This is a genomic window from Kitasatospora sp. NBC_01302, assembly GCF_035976515.1.
Lineage (GTDB): Bacteria > Actinomycetota > Actinomycetes > Streptomycetales > Streptomycetaceae > Kitasatospora.
Window position 1 is genome coordinate 8,062,539 of the sequence record NZ_CP108404.1, and the last position, 23,849, is coordinate 8,086,387.

A 23,849-nucleotide genomic window follows, 5' to 3' on the forward strand; every position below is an offset into this window, starting at 1 on the left:
GAGGCCTGGGCTGGAAGGAAGTGGACAACCGGTGAGTGAGAACGCGCATGACTTCCGCACCGTACGCGAGGCAACGCTGGAGATACTCCGGCAGCTGGGGCTGACGACGATCTTCAGCAACCCGAGCCACACGGAGATGAAGCTCTTCGAGGACTGGCCGGACGACTTCCGGTTCGTGATGGGCCTGCAGGAGGCGTCCGTCGTCGGTATGGCGGACGGCTACGCCCAGGCCACCGGGCAGGCCTCGCTGGTGATCATCAACGGCGGGCCGGGGCTGGGCAACGCGATGGGGTCGGTCTACACGGCGGCCACCGCCCACACGCCGATGGTGATCCTGGGCGGCCAGCAGGCCCGCAAGATGGTGGCCGGCGAGCCCTTCCTCAACGCGCGGCACGCCACCCAGCTGCCGCAGCCGTACATCAAGTGGGCCGGTGAGCCGGCCCGCCCGCAGGACGTTCCGGCGCTGCTGGTCAAGGCGTTCCACATCGCCAACCAGGCGCCCCAGGGCCCGGTCTTCGTCGCGGTGCCGGAGGACGACTGGGTGCGCCCGGCCTCGCCCGACCCGCTGCCCAAGGTGGTCAGGAGCGCCGTGGTGCCCGACCCGGCCGCGCTGCGCGAGCTGGCGGACGTGCTGAACCGCGCCGAGCGGCCCGGCCTGGTGGCGGGCCCGACGATCGACGCGCAGGGCGCCCGGGGCGACCTGATCGCGCTGGCCGAGAAGCTCAACGCGCGGGTCTGGGGCGCGCCGGTCTGGCCGCGCTCCAGCTTCCCGGAGAACCACCCGCTCTTCGGCGGTGTGCTGCCGCCGATCCCCGAGCTGATCTCCGCCAAGCTGGAGCAGCACGACGTGGTGGTGGTGCTCGGTTCGCCCACCTTCACGCTCTTCACCTGTGCGGACCTGTTCTCCACCGAGCCCGCCGGGCCGGACCTCTCGGACCAGCCCCGGCTGCCGGCGGGCACCGAGTTCTACCACCTGACCGACAACCCGGAGGCGGCGGCCTGGTCGATGGCCGGCACCAGCTACGTGCTGCCCCCCGGCCCGGCGGTCACCGGCCTGATCCCGCTGGTGCAGGAGCGGCCCAAGGTCGCGCTGCCGCCCACCCGCGAGCCGATCCCGGTGCCGCAGCCCTCCGAACCGCTCACCCAGGCCTACCTGTTCCACCTGGTGGCGCAGGAACTCCCCGAGGACGCGGTGCTCTTCGAAGAGCTGCCGATCGCCCGCGCGGACTTCCACGAGCAGATCCCGCTGGGCGCGGACAACGGCTACTTCGCCACCGCCTCGGGCGCGCTCGGCTTCCCGTTCGCGGGCGCGGTGGGCTACGCGCTGGCCCGTCCCGAGCGGCGCGCGGTCGCGGTGATGGGCGAGGGATCGGCGCAGTACACGCTGCACGCGCTCTGGACGGCGGCGCAGCACCGGCTGCCGGTGACCTACATCATCCCGAACAACTCCGGCTACCTGTCGCTGAAGTACTACCTGCAGGAGCAGGAGTCCTGGCGGGTGGGCTGGGACCTGCCGGACCTGGACATGGCGGCGCTGGCGCGCGGCTTCGGGGTCCCCTCGGAGCGGATCGAGACGCCGGAGCAGCTGCGCGAGGCGCTGAAGTCGGCGTTCACGGTGGACGGCCCGGTGCTGCTGGACGTCGTGGTGGCCGACCCGGGGCTCTTCCGGCTCTGAGCGGCGCGTGGCGGGGCCGGCGCCGTCCCGGGGTTTCCCGGGGCGGCGCCGCGCCGTGCCCGTCGTGGCGGCTTCAGCCCCGGGCCGGGGCTCAGGGCCTGTCCGGCTCTAGCTCCAGGTGACCGCGGGCAGTGGCCAGGCGGGCGGGGCGGGCAGCGGGGCGCCGTCGACGCCGAGCGCTGCGGCGTCAGGGGTGGCGCGACCGCTGAGCCAGCCGAGCAGGGTGTGGCCCGGGCCGGTCGCGGTGGGGCCGACTGCGGCGATGTTCCAGGAGCGGTCCAGGTCCGTGGCCTCGATCCGGGCGAGCGGGAAGGCGCGGGCGGCGAGCGCGGTGGCGGTGTCGTCCAGTGCCCAGGCCACGTACGCGGCGGGCCAGTCGGCGGGCCGGTAGCCGAGGTCCAGGTCGACGTGGTGGGTCTCGAGTTCGCGCCAGCAGCGGTTGAGGGTGTACCAGGCCGGGTGCCGCCAGCCGGCCAGTGCGCTGACCAGCACCTCCCACCGGTCGGCCGGCAGCGCGGCGGCGTCGGCGGTCAGCCGGGCGAGCTGCTCGCGCAGTTCCGCGGCCAGCTCGGCGGCCGGGCGCCCGGCGCCGGCCTCGGTGGCGTGGGCGAGTTCGGCGCTGCCGGGACGCGGACCGGGCTCGGTTCCGGTGTGTGCCACCGCCAGCATCCAGCGGTAGGCGTCGATACTGCGGGACAGGTGGCTGATCACGTGGCCCCGGCTCCACCCCGGCAGCGCGGACGGCCCGCGCACCTCGGCATCGGTCAGGGCGGCGAGGCCGGTGGCGAGTCGGGCGCCGGAGCGGTCGAGTTCCTCGATGATCGTGATCATTTTTGTACCGTAGTACAGGCTGTCTGGCGTCGTCGATGCCGGTTCTTCGGGGCTATCAGGGGGTTGTCACCGGCGCGTTCCGTGCTGATTAAAGTTTTTGCAAGGAGCGGGCGGACTTCTGCCGCGGGGGAGCGGCCGTGGTGCGGCCCTCGTCCAGGTCCATGAAGACCACCGGCACCTGGTTGTCCCGCAGGACGCGGCTGAGCAGGTCGGCGAGCAGGGCCCGTTCGTCCTCGCCGAGACTGGTCGGCAGCTGGTCGACCCGGCGGCAGGTCTCGGCGTAGAACTCCTCGGCGAGTCTGCCGCCCGCCGGAGTGAGCGCGACCCAGACGGCGCGGCCGTCCCGTGGGTCGGGCACCCGCTGGACCAGGCCACGCTGGGCGGTGCGGTCCACCAGGCCGGTGAGGCTCGACTTCGCCAGCCCGAGCACCGTGCCCAACTCGCTCATGCCGTACGGATGCGCCATCAGCACGCAGAGCAGTTGCCCCTGCTGCGGCGTCAGCCCATAGGCCCGGCTCGACTCGGCGTAGGCCGAGTTCACCAGGAAGGAGGAACGCACCAGTGCGGTGACGACTCCCAGTCGTTCATTCACGTGCTCGCTCTGCTCGCTCGCGGCCTTTCCCACACGGTCAGCGTACGGCAGGCGGTGGGGTCCCGGCAGCGGTTTTGGTGGTTCGGGGCCGGTCGATCCTGGGGGTGTGCTGGGACCGAGCTGATAGTTCGTTGAGCGAATCAGTTTGGTGCATGGCCGGGTTCCGCTTCGTCGCCGGGCCCCGGTCGCAGGTCCGGCTCCGGCAGGCTGATCGGGCGCCAGCGGGCCCAGCCGGCGAAGGCCGCGGCCATCACCAGCATGCCGATGCCCACCCAGAGGTTGACGTTCACCCCGCCCGCCAGCGCCCGGTCCGCCGCGGAGGTGAACGCGGCGCCCAGCACGGTCAGCACCGCGCCGTAGCAGGTGAAGAGCGCCGCGAGGATCCAGCGCAGGTCGAGCAGGCCCGCCCTGCCGGTGCTGCCGGTGGTGGTGGCCTGTGGCGGGAGGCCGTGGCCATGGCCGTGATCGTGGCCGTCGGGCGAAGTCATCGCGTGCTGCCCCTTGGTGGAAGCTCGGGTGTCACCAGAAGATGATGTTGAGAACGGTGGCGAGCAGCAGGGCGCCGGCGCCGAGGAGGGCCGGGCTGCGGTACCAGCCCGCGTCCTGCGGCGAGGTCCGCTTCTTCAGCTCGTCGCGCGGTGTCAACGCCCAGACCAGGCCGACCAGTTCGCTGTCCGGCTTGGGTGTGGTGACCAGTGTGACGGCCACGCTCACCAGGATGTCCATGACGAAGGCGGCGCTCGCCGCCACGAAGCTCGGCCCCTGCCCCGACATGTGCAGCACGTGGTGCCGGTTCAGCTGGTCGATCGTCAGCGCCGAGGCGGTGCCCACGATCAGGCCGACCCCGCCGGCCACCGGGGTGGTCCGCTTCCAGAACATGCCGAGCACGAAGGTGGCGAAGAGCGGGGCGTTGAAGAAGGAGAAGAGCGTCTGCAGGTAGTCCATGATGTTGTTGTAGCCACGGGCGATGAAGGCCGTACCGATCGCGAAGGCGCAGCCCAGCACGGTCACCGTGCGCCCCACCCGCAGGTAGTACGCGTCCGGCCGGTCCTTCACCACGTAGGCCTGCCAGAGGTCGTACGTGAAGACCGTGTTGAACGAGCTGACGTTCGCCGCCATCCCCGCCATGAACGCGGCCAGCAGTCCGGTGATCGCCACACCCAGCATCCCGGACGGCAGCAGGTCGCGGATCAGCAGCTCGATCGCGTTGTTGTAGGTGACCCCGTTGTCGAGCGTGCCGCCGCTCGCCTTGTACCGCGCCAACTCGGGGGAGAGCACGGCCGCGAGCATCCCGGGGATCACGATCACCAGGGCGAGCAGCGCCTTCGGATAGGCGCCGATCAGCGGGGTGCGGCGGGCGGCGGACATGTCGCGCGCGGCCAACGCCCGCTGCACCTCGGCGAAGTTGGTGGTCCAGTAGCCGAAGGAGAGCACGAAGCCGAGGCCGAAGACGATGCCGATCACGGAGAGCGTGGCGTTGGAGATCCCGGTCAGGTTGCTGCCCGGCCAGGCGTGCAACTGGGCGGCGGAGTCGCTGTTCGCCGCCTTGATCCGGTCGGTCAGCCCGTGCCAGCCGCCCACCTTGTGCAGCCCGACCAGGGTGAGCGGCACCAGCATCGCCACGATCACGAAGAACTGCATCACCTCGTTGTAGACCGCGGCGGACAGCCCGCCCAGCGTGGTGTAGGCGAGCACGATCACCGCGGCGATGATGATGGACACCCAGATCGGCCAGCCCAGCAGCAGGTTGACCACGGTTGCCAGCGCGTAGAGGTTGACCCCGGCGATCAGCACCTGCGCGATCGCGAAGCTGAGCCCGTTCACCAGGTGGGCGAACGAGCCGAAGCGGCGCAGCAGGAACTCGGGCACGCTGCGCACTTGCGAACCGTAGTAGAACGGCATCATCACCAGGCCGAGCACCACCATCGCCGGCACCGCGCCGATCCAGTAGTAGTGCACGGTCGGGATGCCGAACTGGGCGCCGTTGGCGGTCATCCCGAAGATCTCGACCGCGCCCAGGTTGGCGGAGATGAACGCCAGCCCCGTCACCCAGGCGGGCAGCGAACGCCCGGAGAGGAAGAAGTCGAGGCTGGAGGCGACCGATCGCCGGGCCAGCGCGCCGATACCGAGCACCACCGCGAAGTAGACGGCGAGCAGCGCGTAGTCGATCGGCCTGGCGTTCAGCCGCAGCACGGCGGTGGCCAGCGTGGTCATGCGGTGCGGCCGGTGCTGCTCGTGATCGGCAGCAGCGTGCTCAGGGTCATCGGGATCCTCCCCCTCGGCGCCGGACAGGGCCGTCCCGTTCTAGCAACGCCCGGACCACGCGGGCGCGCCGGTCACCCGTTGGTGGGCGCGTCGCTGGGCCGGGTGGGGCGCCTGGCCGCGTGATGGCGGGCCGGTGCGCGGTACGGCGCGGTTGCGCCGGTCACGCTCGGAGCTGGGCGTCCAGGTCAGCGCGGGCGGCACGCTCGAAGGGGATGACGGGGTGCAGCCACTCGATCATGAGGGAGAGATAGATCCCGGGCGTCATGGCGGCCACCACCAGCAGGTAGGCCGCCACCGCCAGTCTGTAGGGGACGCGGACGGCCGGACGCGGGTCGGCCCACAGCCGGAAGAACGGGATTCCCTCCTTGAACAGGTACATTCGCACACCCTCGAACGTGCCCAGCACACCGAACGCCACGAGCAGCCATGCGGAGCCGTCGAGGTGCCCACCCCGGTGGTCGTCCTCCAGGAGGCCCCGCCAGAGGCCGACCTGGAACGCGGGCACCACGGCGAAGAGCGCCAGCGCCCAGCCCCGGCGCCACCAGTACCGCAGGCCGCGCCGGACCCAGCTGGTGCCGAGCAAGGGCAAGGACAGGGCGGTCACCCCGGGTGGCTGGTCGGCCAGTTGGACGCGCGGCCAGGTGCGGGGGACGGCAGGAGTGGTCGGCTCGGGCATACCCGGAATTGTCACCCACCGGCAGCGCCCCCAAGCTCCGGGGCGCCGCTCCCGACTGAGCCGGCCTGCTCACCCGGCGGCGCGACAGGGGAGCTACTCAGCGGGCCTGTCCGCCTCCACCGGGGCGGAGCCAACGGTCGTGCGGTAGAACACCTTGCTCTGTTCCGGCTCGACGCCCAGCGCGGCGTACAGCTCCAGCGCGGGCGGATTATCACGGTCGGCGGTCCACTCGACGCGCGCACAGCCCGCGGCGCGGGCCTCATCGCGCACGGCTGTCATCAGCGCCCTGGCCACTCCTCGGCGACGTGCCGCCGAGCGGACGAAGAGTTCCTTGAGGTACAGGCTGGTGTCCGCGCCGGCTGCCGGCCACAGTCGGCAGACTGCGGCGAGTCCGACGACCTGGTCGCCCTGGCGTGCGAGCAGTACCCGGGCGGCGGGCTGCCCTCCGAAGAGTGCGGCTGCCACGTCGGCGACCGGAGGAGCGATGAGCTCACCACCGTAGTACTCCTCCACTTCGCCGAGGATGGTGGCGATCACCTCGGCGTCGGCGGCGGTCGCCTGTGCGATGTCGAGTCCCATGGGCTGCCTCTCATTCGGCGGAGGGGAGCGCCAGCAGATCGCGCAGCGCCCGCACCTCCGGCAGTCGTCGGTCGGTCGTCGGCACGCTATCCGCAAGATCCCGGGCGCGGTAGAGCAGCAGAGCGGACCGGTGCTCCACGGGCACGGCCTCGATCGTCTCGACGGCCAGGCTTGCCCCTTCGGCAGGTCGTCCGTCGTGAGAGAGGCATTGGGCGCGGTCGAGTGCTACCAGCACCCGGTCGAGTCGCTGCTCCACCGGATACAGCTCCAGCGCGCGCTGCTGCTGTTCCCAGGCCCGTGCCGTGTCGTGCAACAGTGTCCATGCACTGCCACTGTGGAAGGCGAGTTGGGCAGCGTCGTAGCCGAGGGCACTTGACTGCTGATCCTCGGGGGCGAGCCGGGAGAGTGCTCGCTCGGCCCGGCGCAGCGCGTCATCGGTCTCGTCATGGCGGCCGGCGCGCGCGTGCACGCGTGCCTCCAGTGGTGCGGCCAACGCATCAGCGACACAGGGCAGGCCACCGGCCAACTGCTGAGCCCGGACCGCAAGCTCGATTGCTCCTGCGAAATCACTGCTGTAGTAGAGCTGGTAGGACTCCTGGGCGTAGATCCAGGCGAGCACCTGCCGGTCCTCGGCCTGGGTGGCTGCGGCGCGACCCGTTCGCCACCAGTCCCGGGCGCCGGGGTCGCCGAGTCGGAGCAGGGTGAGCGCGAGCAGGCCGGACAGGGACGCACACGCGGCGAGCAGGCGCCGACGGATCTGCGGCGGATGGCGGTGCGCGAGGAGCGCTCGAAGGTCCACGAAGGCGGTCAGGAGATCGTCCAGTAGCTCGCCTTCGGGCCGGTATCTGGTGGCTCGGCCGTGCCGTGCGATGGTGAACTCCCACTCCTCAAGGCTGACTGTCGTGATGTCGTCGGCGGCGAGTAGCTCGGCGAAGCCGGCTTGAACCCGGGCGGCGCGGGCAGCGCCCGGCATGCCAGGAGGACCGGCAGCGAGTGAGATCAGCAGGCCGCCGGCGTCGAGCGCAGCGTCCAATGCCTGTGCCATCGAAGTCGTGGGCTGTCGGCGCCCCGTCTCCAGGTCGCTCACGACTGTCTTCCCGCAGGCGGCGATCCGTGCAACGTCGCGCACGGATCGGGTTCCACGCAGGCGCCGCAGCGCTTCGGCGAAGGTCTCGGCCATCGGTGCCCCCGCAGGGTCCGCAGTGTCCGCAGAGATGCGGACAGGTGCGGACACTCTGTTCATCGTCACGGAGTGTGTCTGCGTCGAGACTACTCCTGTAGCCCGAAATGGGGTGCTGGTCCAGCTGAAAGCAAGGCAATATGACGATCACTCAGGTGAAGGCGAAGGTCGCCATGGAGATGTCGCGACCGGTCGCGACGCGCGCTCTGGCCTATGACCAGTTGCACGAGCGGGCATGCGTCATCTGCGGCGATGCAGACGGGCCGCTGGCCCCGGCCGTGGTCACGCGTGCCGACCATGCCGGTGGGGTGCACCGGTGACCATCACCGACCGTAGGCACGCCGACCTCTACATCAGTGCCGCGACGTTCCTCACCCAGTACCGCCTGCACCCGGACCCCGCCGGCTACCTGGCGCACGGCTACGTGGACCTCTGCCTCGCCGCGTGGCCGACCGCGAGTGGCGCGGAGTTGGACCTGGCGACGAGGTGGGCGCTGTGGACCTGGGCGGTGGATGACGTGTTCGACAGCGAGTTGGTCGGCGAATCGCCCCAGACCGTGGGCGAGTTTACCCTCTCCCTCCTGCTGGTTGCCGGTGGGAGTGCACGGCCCTCGCCGGTCGACCATCCCACGGTGCACGCGCTGGCGGAGCTGCTCGGGACTACCCGGGAGCTGATGCCGACCGGCTGGTGGCAACGCTACGTCGCCCACTTGGAAGGCTGGGTGCACGCGGCCTCCGCCAAGCTGACCGACTTCGTACAGCCGGTGCGGACCCCGACGCTGCGCGAGTACCTGACGCTCCGGCCTGCGGACGGTGCGATGCTGCTCGCCGCGATGTGGTGCGAGCTGGCCGAGCAGTGCATCACTCCCGACTGGGATGATGCCCTGGTGCAGTCACTCCTCCGCAGCTTCTCCACGGTCGGGTTCCTGACCAACGACCTCGCTGCCGACATGGCGGACAGCTTCACTGCGACGAGCGCCCTGATGGTTGGTCAAGGACTGTCCCGCTCTGAGGCGCAGGAGCGGGTACGGGTGCTTCTGGACGCCGAGGAGTGCCGGTTCTGGTGGCTGTACACGGCGGTCCGGGATGACGACCTCGACGCAGCGACAAGTCGTTTCGCGCTGAGTCTGGACCGGTTCCGTCGGGCGCTGACGGAGTGGACCGCCGCCAGCGCCCGCTACGTGATGGCAGGGTCGAAGACATCCCGTCGCACTGAGGAGCAGTCATGCATGGCAACCCCCTTGCTTCCATGACCGGCCGCCCTGCGCCGCCGGGCCGCGGTTGCCAAGCGTGGGGGCCGGTCAGCTTGCGCGGACCGGTGCTGCCCGCTGCACGTCCACCGTCACCGCTGCCGGGGTGTCGGCCCGCACTGTGCCGTCGGGGGTGGCGTGGACGGTGAGGGGTGCGCCGGCCACCCGCAGGCCTGTGACGGTGAGGGGGAGCAGGGTGGTGCCGGTGGCGGGGCGGAGGGTGAGGCGCCCGGCGGGGACGTCCGCCTCCAGGCCGAGCAGGGCTTGGAGGAGGGCGACGGCGGCGGCTGCCGACCAGCCCTGGGGGCGGCAGGAGGCGGGGTAGGGGGCGGGGCGGCGGGAGGCGTGGCGGGGGGTGCCGGCGAAGAGTTCGGGCAGTCGGGAGTCGAAGGCGGGTGCGGCGGCGATCAGGGGCTCGGCCAGTCGGCGGGCGTGGTCGGGGAAGCCGGCCCGGGCCAGGCCGTGCACGGCGATCGCGGTGTCGTGCGGCCAGATGCTGCCGACGTGGTAGCCGAGCGGGTTGTAGCCGCCGTTCCCGGTGGCGTAGGTGCGCAGGCCGTAGCCGTCCGCCAGCCCCGGGTGCAGCAGGCGGTCGGCGACCAGGCGGCTCTCGGCGGCGTCGAGCAGGCCGGTGCCCAGCAGGTGGCCCATGCCCGAAGTGACCGAGTCCACCGGGCGCTTGTCGGCGTCGAGTGCGATGGCGGGGTAGCGGCCGTGCTCGTCGGCCACCCAGAAGCTGCGGCGGAACGCCTGCTGGAGGTGGGCGGCCCAGTCGCGGTAGCGGGGGGCGCCGGGGCGGCCGAAGGCGTCCAGCAGGTCGGCGCCGGCGAGTGCCGCCTGGTGGGCGTAGGCCTGGACCTCGCAGAGTGCGATGGGGGCCTTGGCCTGGGAGCCGTCGCGGAAGCGGATCGAGTCGCCGGAGTCCTTCCAGCCCTGGTTGGCCAGGCCGGTGCCGGTGGCGTCGATGTACTCCAGCAGGCCGTCGCCGTCCGGATCGCCGTACTCCGTCAGCCAGCTGAGGGCGGCTTCGAGGTTCGGCAGCAGTGCGGCGACCTCGGCGTCCGGCAGGCCCCAGCGCCAGGCGTCGTGCAGCAGCGAGATCCACAGCGGGGTGGCGTCGATGGTGCCGAAGTAGCGCGGGGGCAGCCGGGTGCCGCCTGCCAACGCCTGCTGCTCGGCGCGGACTTCGTGCAGGATCTTGCCGGGCTGCTCCTCGGTGGCGGCGACGGTGGCCCGGCCCTGGCGGCGGGCCAGGGTGCGCAGGGTGCCCGCGGCGAGGCCGGTGCCGAGGGGGAGCAGCATCCGGGCCGTCCACAGCGAGTCGCGGCCGAACAGGGTGAGGAACCAGGGGGCGCCGGCCGCTGCGAACAGGTCGCCGGGGGCCTCGGGGTCGGCCAGCAGCAGGCGGCTCAGGTCCTGCTCGGACTGGCTCAGCAGGCGGGCGAAGTCGGCGTCGGCGCAGCTGACTTCGAGCGTGTCCCAGGGGCGCTCGGTGGCCGCGACGGGGGCGAAGGGGGTGGGGGTGCCGCTCTCGGCACGGGCGGTGAGCACCCGGCGCCAGGTCTGGCCGGGGGCCAGGGAGAGCGGGAAGAGCAGGGTGCCCTCGTCGCCGTCGGCACCGATGGTCGCGTCGTCGCTCGTGGCGCCGTCGGCGGTGGCATCGCCAGCGGTCAGGGTGAGCCGGTCGCCGCCCGCCGTCCAGGCCAGCCCCGACCCCTCGCAGGCGGCCGGGACCGTGGCGGGTCGCGCGCCCGCCTTGACGGCGTCCATCGCGGCGAAGTCCGCCCGCGCGGAGACCCGCAGCGTGCACGCCACCTGCTGGGAGCCGTGGTTGGTCACCTCGATCAGCTCGGTGAAGCGGGCCGGCGCCACCGAGCGCTCCCGGCGCAGCGTGACGGCGGGGTCGGCCGTGCTCTGCCCGACCTGGCGCAGCACTGCCTCGAAGAGGGCGCGATCGGCCGCCTCGGTCACCGCGTTGGTCGCCGCGAGCCGCACCCCGTCGACCGTGACGTGCAGCGAGCGCAGGTAGCGCCGGTCACCGTGGTAGAAGCCGTCGACGGCCGACTCGAGGTCGCCGTCGGACCGCGAGGCCACGAAGGAGGGCGCCCACAGGACGATCCTGGCGTCGTGGACGAACGGCTGACCTTCCGTCTGCGACGTGGCAGCGGAGGAGGATTGGGCGGTGAGGTGCTCAGCGGCCGGCGGGGTGGGGCGAGAGCTGTCGTGCGTCATCTTCTGAGGACCTCGACCTTCTTGATTTCCCGGGAGCGGCGTGTACAGTCAGCGTCGATCGGAGAGTTGGAACGATCCAATCGATCCGACCAACACCGTACCCGAAACATCGGATGGCGCAGGAGATGGACAAAGACGTTCCCTCGCACGGGGTTTCCCAGTCCCCGTCGGCCTCCCGGTCACGGACCGCGCCGCAACCCCGGTCCCGTCCCGCGACCATGGCCGAGGTCGCGGCCCACGCGCAGGTCGGCCGGCAGACGGTCTCGAACGCGATCAACAGCCCCGAGCTGCTGCGCCCCGAGACCCTCGCCCGGGTCCGGGCGGCGATCGACGAGCTGGGCTACCGGCCGCACGCCGCCGCCCGCTCGCTGCGCCGCCGCGAGTCGCGCACCCTGGGCTACGCGTTGGAGCCCAGCATCGCGGGCCGCTCCAACGCGGTGCACGACCGCTTCCTGCACGCGCTGACCGAGGCGGCCGACGCGGTGGGCCACCGGCTGCTGGTCTTCCCGGCCGCCGATGCCGAGCAGGAGATCGAGCGCTACGACCAACTCCTGCGCGAGCAGGCGGTGGACGCGTTCGTGCTGGACCGCACCCGCACTGCCGACCCCCGGCACCGCTGGCTGCACGACAACGGCGTGCCGTTCGTCGCCTTCGGCCGCTCCTGGGGCAAGGAGGGCTTCGGCGACTGGGTGGACGTGGACGGTGCGGCGGGCACCGAGGCCGCCGCCGAGCATCTGGCAGCCGCCGGGCACGAGTTGATCGGCCTGCTCGGCTGGCCGCAGGACAGCGACGCGGGCGAGGACCGGGCCGAGGGCTGGCGCCGGGCGCTGGAGCGGCGCGGCCTGTCGCTCACCGGGCTGCGGGCCGCCGCGGTGAACTCCGCCGAGGACGCCCGCCGCGCTGCCCGGGTGCTGCTGGAGCGCGAGGTGACCGCGATCGTGGCGCTCAGCGACACGCTGGCGCTCGGCTGCTACGACGTGCTGCGCGAACGGGGGTTGCGTCCCGGGCAGGACGTGGCCGTCACCGGGTTCGACGACTCGCCGATCGCGGCCCTGCTCGACCCGGCCCTCAGCTCGGTGGAGCAGCCACTGGAGCAGGTCGCCCAGGACTGCGTGCGGCTGCTGCTGGCCCGGCTGGCCGACCCTGGACGGGAGAGCGAGCAACTGCTCCTGGCACCCCGTCTGATCGTGCGGCAGAGCTCACGGCCGGGTGCCCGGCCGGGTGGCATCCTCCGCTAGACCTTCCCCGCGGGCCCGTCCGGAGCACCGCCCCCATCCCTCGCACCACCGGATCTGACGCTCGGAGGACGACCATGCGCCGCATAGCCCTTCTTCCCCTCGCGGTCGGCGGACTGACGCTCACCATGCTCGCCACGGCCTGCTCCTCGGGCTTCGGCAAGACCGCTGCCAGTCAGCAGAGTTCGGGCAAACAGCAGCTCACCGTGCTGATCGCCACCTCCGGCGCCGCGGAGACCGACGCGGTGAAGGCGGCCACCGCTGCCTGGGCGAAGTCGACCGGCAACGGTGTCACGGTGGACGTCGCGCAGAACATGGACCAGCAGCTGGGCCAGGCCTTCGCCGGTGACAACCCGCCCGACGTCTTCTACGTCTCCTCCGACCAGTTCTCCACCTACGCCGAGCGCGGTGCCCTCTACGCCTACGGCGACCAGCTCAAGGAACGCGACTCCTTCAGCCCCACCCTGCTCGGCGCGTTCAGCTACGGCGGCAAGCTCTACTGCGCGCCCAAGGACCAGTCGACGCTCGCGCTGGCGATCAACACCGACCTGTGGCACAAGGCCGGGCTGACCGACGCCGACTACCCCAAGACCTGGGACCAGTTGGCGGCGGTTGCCGGCAAGCTCACCGGCAACGGTGTCACGGGCCTGTCGGTGAACGCCGACTACAACGAGCTCGGCGGCTTCTTCAAGCAGGCGGGCGGCTGGCTGACCAACGCCGACCAGACCAAGATGACGGCGAGCGACCAGAGCAATGTCCAGGCCCTGGGCTACGTCAAGAAGTTGCTGACCGACGGGGTGCTGAAGTTCCCCAAGGACCTGGACGCGGGCTGGGGCGGCGAGGCCTTCGGCAAGGGCAGGGCCGCGATGACCATCGAGGGCAACTGGCTGGCCGGCGCGATGGCCAAGGACTACCCGAACACCCCGTACACGCTCGTCCCGCTGCCCGAGGGGCCGGCCGGCAAGGGCACGATGGACTTCACCGACTGCTGGGGCGTGGCCGCCAAGAGCCGGCACCAGGCGGCGGCGGTCGCACTGATCAACGAACTCACCAGCGACAGCAACCAGTTGACCTTTGCCAGGACGGTCGGCGTGATGCCCTCCAAGCAGACGCTGCTGACCACCTTCAAGCAGCAGGACCCGAAGTCCACCGCCTGGGCCGACGGCACCTCCTACGCCCAACTCCCGGTGAACGCGCCCAATATGCGCCAGGTGATGGCCCAGTTCAACTCCTCGCTCGCGCAGTTGGCGACCAGCGACCCAGCCAAGCTGCTGGCCGACCTGCAGAAGAACGGCGAGAGCGCGCTGAGCGGAAGCGTCCGGTGAGAGCGCCTGCCGCCACCCGCGGCCAGGGCCCGTGGGGCTGGCTCTTCGTCAGCCCGATGGTGGTGATCCTCGGACTCTTCCTGGTGCTGCCCGTCGTGATGGCGCTCTGGGTCAGCCTGTTGAACTGGGACGGCCAGTCCAACCCGTTCTCCGGCGCCGCCGACTTCGTGGGCCTGCGCAACTACCAGGACCTTTTCACGCACGACGGCCTGACCCGCACGCTCTTCATGACCTCGCTGCGCAACAACCTCTACTACGTGCTGCTGGTCGTCCCGCTGCAGACCGGCCTCGCCCTCCTGCTGGCGCTGGCCGTCAACCAGCGGCGGCTGCGCGGCAAGGGCCTGTTCCGCACCGCGTTCTACTTCCCGTCGGTGACCAGCTCGATCGCGGTCTCCACCGTGTTCCTCTTCCTCTTCCAGAGCAGCGGTGCGGTCAACAGCCTGCTCAAGTGGGTCGGCATCAAGGGGCCGAACTGGTTCACCGACGCGCGCGGCCTGGTCTGGGTGGTGCTCGGCGGCCTCGGCGTGGTCGACCCGGCCGCCCCGCCCGCCGCGCTGGCCGACCACGGCATGCTCGGACTCTCCTGGTGGGACTGGCTCTCCGGGCCGTCGATCGCGATGTGCACCATCATCTTCCTGGTCGTCTGGACCACCTCGGGCACCTTCATGCTGATGTTCCTCGCGGCCCTGCAGGACATCCCCGAGGCGCAGTTGGAGTCGGCCAGGCTGGACGGCGCCAACCGGCGCCAGGTGCTGCGCCATGTCATCGTGCCGGCCCTGCGACCGGTCCTCTTCCTGGTCGTCACCCTTGGCCTGATCGGGACTTGGCAGGTCTTCGACCAGGTGTACGTGATGAGCCAGGGCGCACCCGCCAACACCACGCTGACCCCGGCCTACCTCTCCTACAGCGTGAGCTTCAAGGACGCGCAGTACGGCACGGGCGCGGCGATCTCCTTCGTGCTGCTGGCGATCATCCTGCTGATGACCGGGCTGCAACGCCTGGTGCTGCGCGAACGCGACGGGCGCGGCACCGGCAGGAGCCGGGTCCGGAGGGCAGGCCGATGAGCGCGCCGACCGACCGGCGGGGCACACCGGCCGGCCCGCCCCGGCGCACCCGCTCCGGCACGCCGCCGCTGCTCGGCACACTCCTGCTGTCGCTGCTGGCGCTGGTCTTCCTGCTGCCCTTCGTGCTCCAGCTGGCCACCACCTTCAAGACCGACCCGCAGGCCGCCTCCGCGCCGCTGAGCCTGATCCCGCACCCGTTCACGCTGGCCAGCTACAAGCAGCTGTTCGGCGGTGGCGGCTCGGACGCCGTCCCGTTCACCACCTGGCTGGGCAACTCGGTGCTGGTCACCACGGTGGTCACGCTCGGGCGGGTGTTCCTCGACTCGCTGGCCGGCTACGCGCTGGCCCGGCTGCGCTTCCCGGGCCGGGGCCTGCTGACGGTGGCGCTGATCTCGGTGATGGCCGTGCCGGGCGTGGTGCTGATGATCCCCAAGTTCCTGGTGGTGCAGTACCTCGGGATCTACGACAGCTACACCGCGATGATCGTGCCGCTGCTGGTGGACGCGGTCGGCGTCTTCATCATGAAGCAGTTCTTCGAGTCGGTCCCGCGCGAGATCGAGGAGGCCGCCCGGGTGGACGGTGCGGGCGTCTGGCGCACCTACTGGTCGGTGATCCTGCCGATGGCCAGGCCCGCGCTGATCACCCTCACCGTCCTGTCGTTCCAGGGCTCCTGGAACGAGTTCACCCACTTCGTGGTCACCACCCAGTCGGCCGGCCACGCCACCCTGACCACCGGCCTGGTGCAGTTCGTCTCCGGCGGCCTGGGGTCGGGCACCCAGTACCCGCTCAAGCTGACCGCCGCGCTGCTGGCCACCATTCCGGTGGCGGTCGTCTTCTTCGTCTTCCAGCGCCACTTCGTGCGGGGCGGCAGTTCGGGGGCGGTCAAGGAGTGAGGCGCCGCACCGCAGGGACCGGTCAGGCCGCCGAGCCGCTGTCGATCACCAGGTCGGTGCCGACGACCGCACCGGCCGCGTCCGAGGCCAGGTAGAGGACGGCCGCCGCCACCTCGGCCACCTGCGCGACCCGGCCCAGCGGCGTCTCGGCCTTCATCCGGTCCGCCCGCTGCGCCTCGCTCTCGCCCGGGCGCAGCGACATGCTGGTGGCGGACGCACCGGGGCTGACGGCGTTGATCCGCACGCCGTCGCCGATGTGGTCGAGCGCGGCGCCCCTGGTCAGCGCCGAGACGGCGGCCTTGCTGGTCGCGTAGGCGACCACGTTGGGGATCCGCCGGTGGGCGCCGAGGTTGGAGGCGATGTTGACGATCGCGCCGCCGCCGTGCGCCTTCATGTGGGCGATCTCGTGCTTCATGGCCAGCCAGACGCCGGTGACGTTGGTCTCCAGCAGCTCCTGCCAGTCCGCGTGCGCGACCTCGGCCACCGGGCCGACGCCGCGCAGGATCCCGGCGTTGTTGACGGCCACGTCGAGTCCGCCGAACGTCTCGACCGTCCGCCGCACCAGCGCCTCGACCTCGGCGGGACGCGTGGTGTCGGCCACCACCGCCAGGCCCCGGCCGCCCGCGGCCTCGATCAGCCCGACCGTCTCGTCCAGGCTGTGCGCGGTGCGGCCGGCGACGGCGACCTTGGCGCCCTCGGCGGCGAAGGCGAGCGCGATGGCCCGGCCGAGGCCGGAACCGCCACCGGTGACGAGGACGGTCCGGCCGGTGAAGCGGGCGGTGCTGGTCGTGCTCATGGTGGTGGTTCCGTTTCTGTGGGTCTGACGGGATGAGCTATCTGGAATGATCGTTCCTGAATGAGTGCATGCGCCGGGGCGGGCAGGCGCGAACCGCCGGGCTCAGCCGAGCAGCGACTCCGCCTGGGCGATCGCGTCCCTGATCCGGCCGTCGTCGCCGGTGGCCTTGCCGATCACCCGCACGCCCTGCAACAGGACCAGCAGCAGCCTTGCCAGGGCTCGCGGATCCTTGCCCGCCCCCAGCTCGCCCTGGGCCCTGGCCCGGGTCAGCGCCGAGGCCAGCAGGGTCTCCAGCTGGTCCCAGCTGGCCAGCACCCGGCGCGCCGACTCGCTGTCGTGGGAGGCGAGTTCGGCCGCCGTGTTGACGACGAAGCAGCCGCGTTCGCGCTGCTCGCCGACCGCCTCCAGGGCGAAGCGCCGCAGCAGCGCGCGCACCGCCGGCAGTGCCGGGCCCGGCTGCGAGAGCTCGGCCAGCAGGCGTGGGCCGACCAGCTCCTCGTACCGGTCGAGCGCCGCGAGGTAGAGGTCGTGCTTGCTGCCGAAGGTGGCGTACAGGCTCGCCCGGCCGACCCCGAGGCGCTCCACCAGGTCGGCCATCGAGGTGGCCTCGTAGCCGCGCTCCCAGAACAGCTCCAGGGCGGACTGCAGCGCGGCGGCGGGATCGAACTCCTTGGTCCTGGCCATGTCGGGAGCGTAGATCAATCAAGAACGTACGGTCAAGAAAGGGGGGCGGCGCCGCGCGGTCCTGGGGTTGCCTGGTCCGGAGCTGCCCGGTCCGGGGGCGGCGGCGCTGCGGAGCCGCGGCTCAGAGCTTCCCTTGAGGCTTCCCGGGCCCCGGCGGTGCGACTCTGGGGGCAAGATGCCTTTGCTACGGAGGTTCTGATGGACGGTCACAGCGGTGGTGGCGACTTCGGCGGCGGACACCACGGGGGACATTTCGGCGGTGGGCACCACCACGGCGGGCACCACCACGGGGGCGGACACCATCACCGGCACCACGACGGGGACGTCTCGCAGCCCCTGGTGCCGGTGAGCCGGTGGGGCTCCGGCGGGCGCGGTGGGCGCGGCGGTCGGGTGCCGAGCGGGGTCGGCCTGCTGATCGGCATCGCGGCCATCCTGGTCGTCTTCGCGATCGCGACCTTCTTCCACTGACTGCCGGCTTCCGCTGACCGCCGGCTTCCGGCGACCGCCGGGCCCACCGCCCCGGGCGCTCTCGGGCGGGCTCCGGGGCCGCTGCACCGCTCGCCTATGCTGAGGCCGTGCGCCTACTGATGGTCGAGGACGAGGAACGGCTCGCGCAGTCGCTCAGCCGGGGACTGCGAGCCGAGGGCTATGTGGTGGACGTCGTCGGCGACGGTCTGAGCGGGCTCGAACAGGCCCGCGGCGGGCAGTACGCGGCGATCGTGCTCGACCTGATGCTGCCCGGGATGAACGGCTTCCGGATCTGCCAGGAGCTGCGCCGGGACGAGAACCCGGTGCCGATCCTGATGCTCACCGCGAAGAACGGCGAGTACGACGAGGCGGAGGCGCTGGACTGCGGGGCCGACGACTTCCTCAGCAAGCCGTTCTCCTACGTGGTGCTGACCGCCCGGCTGCGGGCGCTGCTGCGGCGCGGCGCCGGCGCCCGCCCGGCCGTGCTGGAGGTGGGCGGTCTGCGGGTCGACCCGGCCGCCCGCGCCTGCACGGTGAACGGGGAGGTGCTGCGGCTGACGCCCAAGGAGTTCGGCGTCCTGGAGTGCCTGATCCGGCGCCCGGGCCAGGCGCTGTCCAAGACCGAGATCCTGGACAGCGTCTGGGACAGCGCCTTCCGCGGTGACGTCAACATCGTCGAGGTCTACGTCGCCGCGCTGCGCCGCAAGCTGGACGAGGCGGGCGCGCACTGCCTGATCGAGACCGTCCGGGGCCACGGCTACCGGCTGGTGGCCGTGGCGGGCTGAGCAGGACTCCACGCGCGGCGGGGCTCAGCGAGCGGCCCGGTTCAGCACGCAGCCCGGCTCAGCGTGCGGCCCGGTTCAGCGCGTGGCCGGGTTCAGCGCGTGGCCGGGGCCAGCGACGCCGGCGGCTCGGCGGCGGTCAGCGTGGTCAGCACGGCGTCGGCCACCTCGGCGGCCTGGCCGCGGATCTCCGGCATCGCGGTGGACTCCAGCAACTCGCCCCGGCGCAGCAGCCCCAGCGTCCACAGCGGCGCCGGTGCCTGCGGCGCGGCCGGTCGCAGCCGCCCGTCCGCCGCGGTGGCCAGCCCCAGGCCGATGGGCCCCTCGGTGGCCAGGCCGCGCTGGAACAGGGCGCGGTGCAGCGCATCGTCACTGCTGGTCAACTCGGCCGGTGCGCCGGTGCAGTTGACCACGGCGCGGGCCGTGAGCTGCCGTCCGTCGCTCAACCGCACCCGCACCGCCCCTCCCTCGGCGGGTTCGGCGTCCGCGACCTCGGCGGCGGCGATGGTCAGCCGGCCCTGGTCGAGCAGCTCCGCGAGGGCGGCGGCGGTGGCGGGGGCCAGGCGGTGGCGGTGCACCTCCCACTGGCGCAGGTCCTCGCGCAGGAACCGGCGGCGGTCGGCCTCGGACAGGCGCTGCCACAGGGCGCTGGTGTGCGGGCGCAGGCCGTCGATGCCGGGGCGCCAGTCGCCGTGGTCGCGGCGGGCGCGGGCCAGGTGGTGGCGGATCACGCGGCGCAGCCCGGTCAGGCCGGCCGCCGTCGCGAGGCCGTCCGGAGCGCTCAACGCCGGTGCGGGGGTGGCATGGTGGCCGTGCGGGGCCAGACCGTGGCGGGACACCGCGTGCACCACCCGGCCGGGGCGGGCCAGGGAGACGGCGGTGTCGGCCATGGTCAGCCCGGTGCCGACCAGCAGTACCTCGCCGTCCGCCGGCACCGCCGCGAGCGCCCCCGGTGCCCAGGGATCGGCGACGAAGGCGGGGTGTTCGCGCAGCGCCGCCGGTGCCCAGTGCCGGCCCGGCGGGCGCAGGCCGAGCGCCAGCACGGCGGCCTGCACGCTCACCCGCTCCCCGTCGGCCAGCGTCAGCTCGACGCCCTCCGGCAGCGCGGCGGCGTCCACCACCCGCCGGCGCACGTGGTGCAGCCGGCCGTAGCCGCCGGCCGCCGCGAGGGCCTGGTGCAGCACGTGGGTGAGGTAGCGGCCGTAGGTGTGCCGGGGCAGGAAGTCGTACGGCTGGTAGCCGTCGGCCGAAGCCGGACAGGGCTCCCAGGCGGCCAGCCAGCGCAGGAAGTGGTCGGGGTCGTCGGGGAAGGCGCTCATCCCGCAGGCGGGGACGTTCAACAGGTGGCGCAGGTCCTCGGTGCCGTAGGCGACGCCGGGGCCGGTGGTCTCGGCGGGATCGATCAGCCAGACCTCCAGCGGAAGTTGGCGCTCGGTCGCGCCGAGGAGCAGCTGCGCGGCGGTCAGCGTGCCCGCCGCGCCGGCACCCACCACCGCGACCCGGCGAACGGCCGGGCCCGGCCGCGGGGCCGAGGGCGGCGCGGGATCGGGCGCGGGGCCGGCCACGGGGTCGGCGACCTGCTGCGACGTGCTGGCGTTCATGGGAGGGAGCCCCTTTCGGAAGCGGACCGTCCGACAACTGCGGGGCACCCACCGAACGTTCGGTCCGCGACTGGCAGACGGGTGCCCGCACTCATCATGCTCGTGTCACCGGGCAAAATCAGCGGAATGTGCCATCCCCACCCGGCCGGGTGCCGCGCCCCGCCGGCGGCCGCCGCCATCAGGCACGTCGCGAGCTGGCACGTCGCGAGCAGGCCCACCGCGAGCAGGCTCTCCGCAGCCAGCCCGCCGCAGTCGGCCCGTCGCCATCAGGGCCGCCGCAAATATGGGGGCCGACCCCCCATGTCGCCCCACCGGTGCAATGGCATGCTCGGTGGCATGACCGAGGCGGGGACGGCCGACAGCACGGCGCAACAGGAGACACCCTGGTGGGTGCGGGGTGTGGCTCTCACCGAACGGCTGCGCTGCGGGCCGCCGTCCGGGCAGCACGGCGGGTCGCCCGACCCGGCGGAACGGGCGAACCGGCGGCTGAGCCGGTGGCGTGCGGACTTCGCCCAACCGGGCCTGTTCGCCGCCCGGCTGGGCGAGGTGGGCCTCGACGAGGAGGGACTTCGCACCCTGCTCGCCGAGGCCCCCGAGACCCTGGCCGCCCGTCTGGAGCGCCCCGACTGGGCCGAGACGGTGGAACGGGTGCTCGCCGCGGCCCCGCCCCGACTGCCCGCCGGCGGCCGCGCGTTCACCTGGGACGAGGGTTTCAGCGCGATCCTCGCCCCCTTCACCGAGGATGCCACCGATCAGCTGCTCGCCGCCGCCCGCGCGGCGGGCCTCGCGTCGGTCGCCGATCTGCGGGCCCTGGGGGACTGCTTCCGCGGCCAGCTGAGCAGCCGGCTGGTCCACCTGGCCCGGCGCACCCTGGTGCTGGAGCTCAACGTGCTGCGGGTCAGCGAGCGCCTGGTCGGCGAGACCCCGGAGCGCCGCTTCGCCGACTTCGTGCACCGCACCGGCGAGCGTGCCGGGCTGGCCGCACTGCTCACCGAGTACCCGGTGCTGGCCCGCCTGCTGGCGCAGCGCGCCGGACACGCCGTCGCGGCCTGGCGCGAGCTGCTGGAGCGGTTCCGGGCCGACCGCGCCGAGCTGGTGGCCACCCTGCTCGGCGGTCGCAACCCCGGTGCGCTGACCGAGATCGACCTGAGCGCCGGCGACAGCCACGACGGGGGCCGGGCGGTGGCGCTGCTGCGCTTCGCCTCCGGCGACCGACTGGTCTACAAGCCCCGGCCGCAGGCCGTGCACGGGCACTTCAACTCCGCGCTGCGCTGGCTCAACACCCGGCTGCCCAACGTCGATCTGCGGGTGCTGCGGCTGCTGGAGCGGCCCGGCTACGGCTGGCTGGAGTACGCCGCCGCCGCGCCGTGCACCTGGGCCGCCCAACTGGACAGCTTCTACTACCGCACCGGCGCGCTGCTCGCGCTGCTGCACGCGCTGGGCGGCACCGACGTCCACTACGAGAACCTGATCGCCTGCGCGGACCAGCCGGTGCTGGTCGACCTGGAGACGCTCTTCCACCCCGCGCTGACCCCGCCCGGCGCCACCGGCGGCGACCCGGCGCTGCACGCCCTGCACCGCTCGGTCTACCGGATCGCGCTGCTGCCGCACCTGCGGGTGGGCGAACGCGGCTCGCTGGACGTCTCCGGGCTCGGCGGCGACAAGGGCCGCCCGCTGCCCGGCGACGCGGTGGGCTGGCAGGCGCCCGGCACCGACGAGATGCTGCTGGTCCGGGCCCCGTCGGTGTTCCGCGGCGCCGACAACCGGCCCAGCTGGAACGGTACCGACGCCGACCCCGGCACCTTCACCGAGCCGCTGCTGGCCGGGTTCCGGGCCGGCTACGAGACGATCAGCGCCCACCGCGGCGAACTGACCGGCCCCGGCGGCCTGCTGGCGCGCTTCGCCGAGGACCGCACCCGGGTGGTGGTCCGCGACACCCAGCGCTACGCCACCCTGCTCGACGAGTCGACCCACCCCGACGTGCTGCGCGACGCGCTGGACCGGGACCGGCTGCTCGACCTGCTGTGGCGGGAGTCGGCCGGGGACCAGGCCCGCTGGCCGCTGGTCGGCGCCGAGCTGGCCGAGCTGTGGGCGGGCGACATCCCGCTGCTGACCTGCCGCCCCACCGCGGCGCGGCCCGCGATCGGCGGGGCCACCACCGCCGCCGCGTTCGCCGAGAGCGGCCTGGACCGGGTGACCGACCAGCTGCACGCGATGAGCCGGACCGACCGCTACGACCAGGAGTGGATCATCCGCGCCTCGCTCGCCACCCGCTGGGAGGGCGACGCCCACCAGGTGGGCACGCCGCTGACCGGCCGCCAGGAGGGCACCGTCCCCGACCCCGAGCGGCTGCTGGCCGCCGCGTGCGGCATCGCCGACCAGATCCTGACCGGGGCGCACGACGACGGCAGCCGGGTCAACTGGCTGACGCTGGAGCCGATCGAGGACCGGCACTGGGCGGTGATGCCGCAGGGCGCGGGCCTGGCCAACGGCTACTGCGGCACGGCGCTCTTCCTGGCCCAGCTCGCCGACCTGACCGGGATCGAGCGGTACGCCGCCGTCGCCCGGCGGGCGCTGCGCCCGGTGCCCGAGGTGCTGGCCGCGCTGGCCGCCGACCCGGAGCAGCTGGCGGCGGTCGGCTGCGGCGGCTTCGAGGGGCTGGGCGGCATCTCCTACGCCCTCAGCCAGCTGTCCGGTCTGCTGGACGACCCCGAGATCGCCGGCTGGACCGAGCAGGCGGTGCTGCTGACGGCCCGTTCGGTGGCGGCCGTTGCCGCCGACCTCGGCGGCCGGCCCGGGGAGTGCCGGGAGCACACGGGGGAGGGGGCCTGGCACGGCGACGAGTACGGCGTGCTGACCGGGCTGGCGGGCTGCCTGGCGGCGATGGTCGCGGTGCACCGCACCAGCGGGGTGGGGCTGGCGCTCGACACCGCGGAGCGCTGCGCCTGGCAGCTGGCCGGGCTGCCGGCCGCCGGCTGCGCCCCGAGCGGCTTCGCGAGCGGCCGGGCCGGCGTGGGCTGGTCGCTGCTGCGGTTCGCGGCGGCCGGCGGCGGCCAGGAGTACGCGGAGCTGGGCCAGCGGCAGTTGGAGCGGGCGATCGCGGCCCACTCGGTGGCCGGCCACGCGGCGGCCGGCCGGACCTCGCACCCGCCGTCCGGCCGGGCACCCGCGGGGCGCCCGCACACCGGCCCGTCGGCACCGGGGCGTGGCGCGGGCACCCGGGACCGGGGCGAGGAGCCGGGGGGACCGGCGGTCGCCGGCTGGTGCGGCGGTGTGGCGGGCCTTGCCCTGGCCGTGGCCGACAGCCGGGCCGTCGCCCCGCCGCCGGGCCTGGCCGCCTTCGTCGAGCGCACCGTCGCCGCGCTCGCGGACCAGGGACCGCTGCCCAACCACAGCCTGTGCCACGGCGAACTGGGCTCGCTCGAACTGCTGCTGACGGCGGGACCGGACGGCCGCACCATGGCCGGTCCCGCCGTCGCCCGGGCCGGGGCGCTGCTGACCTCGCTGGACCGGCTCGGTCCGCAGTGCGGCACGCCCAACCGGGTCAGCAGCCCCGGGCTGCTCAACGGACTGGCCGGAATCGGCCACGGGCTGCTTCGCCTCGGCTTCGGCACCCGGATACCCTCGGTGCTCCTGCTCCAGTCACCACCACGGTGAACCCGCTGCCGCGCCCGGCCGCCGCGCACCTTCGCGGTGAACCGTCACCACCGGTGCGGCCGTTG

General features: G+C 73.0%; 21 protein-coding genes. 10 read left to right on the plus strand and 11 right to left on the minus strand.

What is annotated here, in order from left to right; translation table 11 throughout:
• Window positions 1–31 precede the first annotated feature (31 nt).
• Entirely contained in the window at window positions 32–1,675 is a 1,644-nt protein-coding gene (gene mdlC / locus OG294_RS35140; RefSeq protein ID WP_327070602.1) for a benzoylformate decarboxylase, read from the plus strand.
• A 108-nt stretch (window positions 1,676–1,783) separates the two neighbouring features.
• Here mdlC and OG294_RS35145 read toward each other — a convergent pair whose 3' ends face one another.
• The 7 genes from OG294_RS35145 to OG294_RS35175 form a co-directional block, all read right to left on the minus strand.
• Entirely contained in the window at window positions 1,784–2,506 is a 723-nt protein-coding gene (locus OG294_RS35145; RefSeq protein WP_327070603.1) for a maleylpyruvate isomerase family mycothiol-dependent enzyme, read from the minus strand.
• Window positions 2,507–2,594: 88 nt separating this feature from the next.
• A complete protein-coding gene (locus OG294_RS35150) occupies window positions 2,595–3,086 on the minus strand; it encodes a MarR family winged helix-turn-helix transcriptional regulator (RefSeq protein ID WP_327071787.1) in 492 nt (163 codons plus the stop codon).
• A 152-nt stretch (window positions 3,087–3,238) separates the two neighbouring features.
• Complete coding sequence (locus OG294_RS35155; RefSeq protein ID WP_327070604.1) at window positions 3,239–3,586, minus strand: hypothetical protein; 348 nt, start codon at window positions 3,584–3,586, stop codon at window positions 3,239–3,241.
• Between the two features lie 31 nt (window positions 3,587–3,617).
• Complete coding sequence (locus tag OG294_RS35160; RefSeq protein ID WP_327070605.1) at window positions 3,618–5,312, minus strand: sodium:solute symporter family protein; 1,695 nt, start codon at window positions 5,310–5,312, stop codon at window positions 3,618–3,620.
• Window positions 5,313–5,523: 211 nt separating this feature from the next.
• Window positions 5,524–6,039: a hypothetical protein gene (locus OG294_RS35165; protein ID WP_327070606.1), complete on the minus strand. Its 516-nt coding sequence runs from the start codon at window positions 6,037–6,039 to the stop codon at window positions 5,524–5,526.
• A gap of 93 nt (window positions 6,040–6,132) precedes the next feature.
• Window positions 6,133–6,618, minus strand: a complete 486-nt coding sequence (locus OG294_RS35170) for a GNAT family N-acetyltransferase (protein WP_327070607.1) — start codon at window positions 6,616–6,618, stop codon at window positions 6,133–6,135.
• A gap of 10 nt (window positions 6,619–6,628) precedes the next feature.
• On the minus strand, window positions 6,629–7,798 hold the full coding sequence (locus tag OG294_RS35175; RefSeq protein WP_327070608.1) for a helix-turn-helix domain-containing protein: 1,170 nt from the start codon (window positions 7,796–7,798) through the stop codon (window positions 6,629–6,631).
• A gap of 140 nt (window positions 7,799–7,938) precedes the next feature.
• Here OG294_RS35175 and OG294_RS35180 point away from each other — a divergent pair, with 140 nt between their 5' ends.
• Together OG294_RS35180 and OG294_RS35185 are read left to right on the plus strand one after the other, a co-directional pair.
• Window positions 7,939–8,118, plus strand: coding sequence for a hypothetical protein (locus OG294_RS35180; protein ID WP_327070609.1), 180 nt, complete (start codon window positions 7,939–7,941; stop codon window positions 8,116–8,118).
• A complete protein-coding gene (locus tag OG294_RS35185) occupies window positions 8,115–9,050 on the plus strand; it encodes a terpene synthase family protein (RefSeq protein WP_327070610.1) in 936 nt (311 codons plus the stop codon). Before OG294_RS35180 ends, OG294_RS35185 begins: the two co-directional genes overlap by 4 nt.
• A 48-nt stretch (window positions 9,051–9,098) precedes the next feature.
• Here the strand turns inward: OG294_RS35185 and OG294_RS35190 are convergent, their stop codons facing one another.
• Window positions 9,099–11,279: an amylo-alpha-1,6-glucosidase gene (locus OG294_RS35190; RefSeq protein WP_327070611.1), complete on the minus strand. Its 2,181-nt coding sequence runs from the start codon at window positions 11,277–11,279 to the stop codon at window positions 9,099–9,101.
• 218 nt (window positions 11,280–11,497) lie between these two features.
• On the opposite strand from OG294_RS35190, the gene OG294_RS35195 reads away from it, so the two are divergent.
• The 4 genes from OG294_RS35195 (at window position 11,498) to OG294_RS35210 (ending at window position 15,796) form a co-directional block, all read left to right on the plus strand.
• Window positions 11,498–12,517: a LacI family DNA-binding transcriptional regulator gene (locus OG294_RS35195; protein WP_327070612.1), complete on the plus strand. Its 1,020-nt coding sequence runs from the start codon at window positions 11,498–11,500 to the stop codon at window positions 12,515–12,517.
• A gap of 74 nt (window positions 12,518–12,591) precedes the next feature.
• Entirely contained in the window at window positions 12,592–13,839 is a 1,248-nt protein-coding gene (locus OG294_RS35200; protein ID WP_327070613.1) for a sugar ABC transporter substrate-binding protein, read from the plus strand.
• On the plus strand, window positions 13,836–14,903 hold the full coding sequence (locus tag OG294_RS35205; protein WP_327070614.1) for a carbohydrate ABC transporter permease: 1,068 nt from the start codon (window positions 13,836–13,838) through the stop codon (window positions 14,901–14,903). Before OG294_RS35200 ends, OG294_RS35205 begins: the two co-directional genes overlap by 4 nt.
• Window positions 14,900–15,796, plus strand: coding sequence for a carbohydrate ABC transporter permease (locus OG294_RS35210; RefSeq protein ID WP_327070615.1), 897 nt, complete (start codon window positions 14,900–14,902; stop codon window positions 15,794–15,796). The genes OG294_RS35205 and OG294_RS35210 overlap by 4 nt, the downstream gene beginning before the upstream one ends.
• A gap of 22 nt (window positions 15,797–15,818) precedes the next feature.
• On the opposite strand, the gene OG294_RS35215 is transcribed toward OG294_RS35210, so the two are convergent.
• Both OG294_RS35215 and OG294_RS35220 read right to left on the minus strand, forming a co-directional pair.
• Window positions 15,819–16,592, minus strand: coding sequence for an SDR family NAD(P)-dependent oxidoreductase (locus OG294_RS35215; RefSeq protein WP_327070616.1), 774 nt, complete (start codon window positions 16,590–16,592; stop codon window positions 15,819–15,821).
• Between the two features lie 102 nt (window positions 16,593–16,694).
• Window positions 16,695–17,276 (minus strand): TetR/AcrR family transcriptional regulator, encoded by a 582-nt coding sequence (locus tag OG294_RS35220; protein ID WP_327070617.1) that lies wholly within the window; start codon window positions 17,274–17,276, stop codon window positions 16,695–16,697.
• 198 nt (window positions 17,277–17,474) lie between these two features.
• Here OG294_RS35220 and OG294_RS35225 point away from each other — a divergent pair, with 198 nt between their 5' ends.
• Together OG294_RS35225 and OG294_RS35230 are read left to right on the plus strand one after the other, a co-directional pair.
• A complete protein-coding gene (locus OG294_RS35225) occupies window positions 17,475–17,744 on the plus strand; it encodes a hypothetical protein (protein ID WP_327070618.1) in 270 nt (89 codons plus the stop codon).
• Between the two features lie 107 nt (window positions 17,745–17,851).
• On the plus strand, window positions 17,852–18,529 hold the full coding sequence (locus OG294_RS35230; RefSeq protein ID WP_327070619.1) for a response regulator transcription factor: 678 nt from the start codon (window positions 17,852–17,854) through the stop codon (window positions 18,527–18,529).
• A 92-nt stretch (window positions 18,530–18,621) separates the two neighbouring features.
• Here OG294_RS35230 and OG294_RS35235 read toward each other — a convergent pair whose 3' ends face one another.
• Entirely contained in the window at window positions 18,622–20,127 is a 1,506-nt protein-coding gene (locus OG294_RS35235; protein ID WP_327070620.1) for an FAD/NAD(P)-binding protein, read from the minus strand.
• Between the two features lie 336 nt (window positions 20,128–20,463).
• Here OG294_RS35235 and OG294_RS35240 point away from each other — a divergent pair, with 336 nt between their 5' ends.
• Window positions 20,464–23,784 carry a type 2 lanthipeptide synthetase LanM family protein gene (locus OG294_RS35240; RefSeq protein WP_327070621.1) on the plus strand — a complete coding sequence of 1,107 codons (3,321 nt, stop codon included), beginning with the start codon at window positions 20,464–20,466 and terminating at the stop codon, window positions 23,782–23,784.
• Window positions 23,785–23,849: the final 65 nt, after the last annotated feature.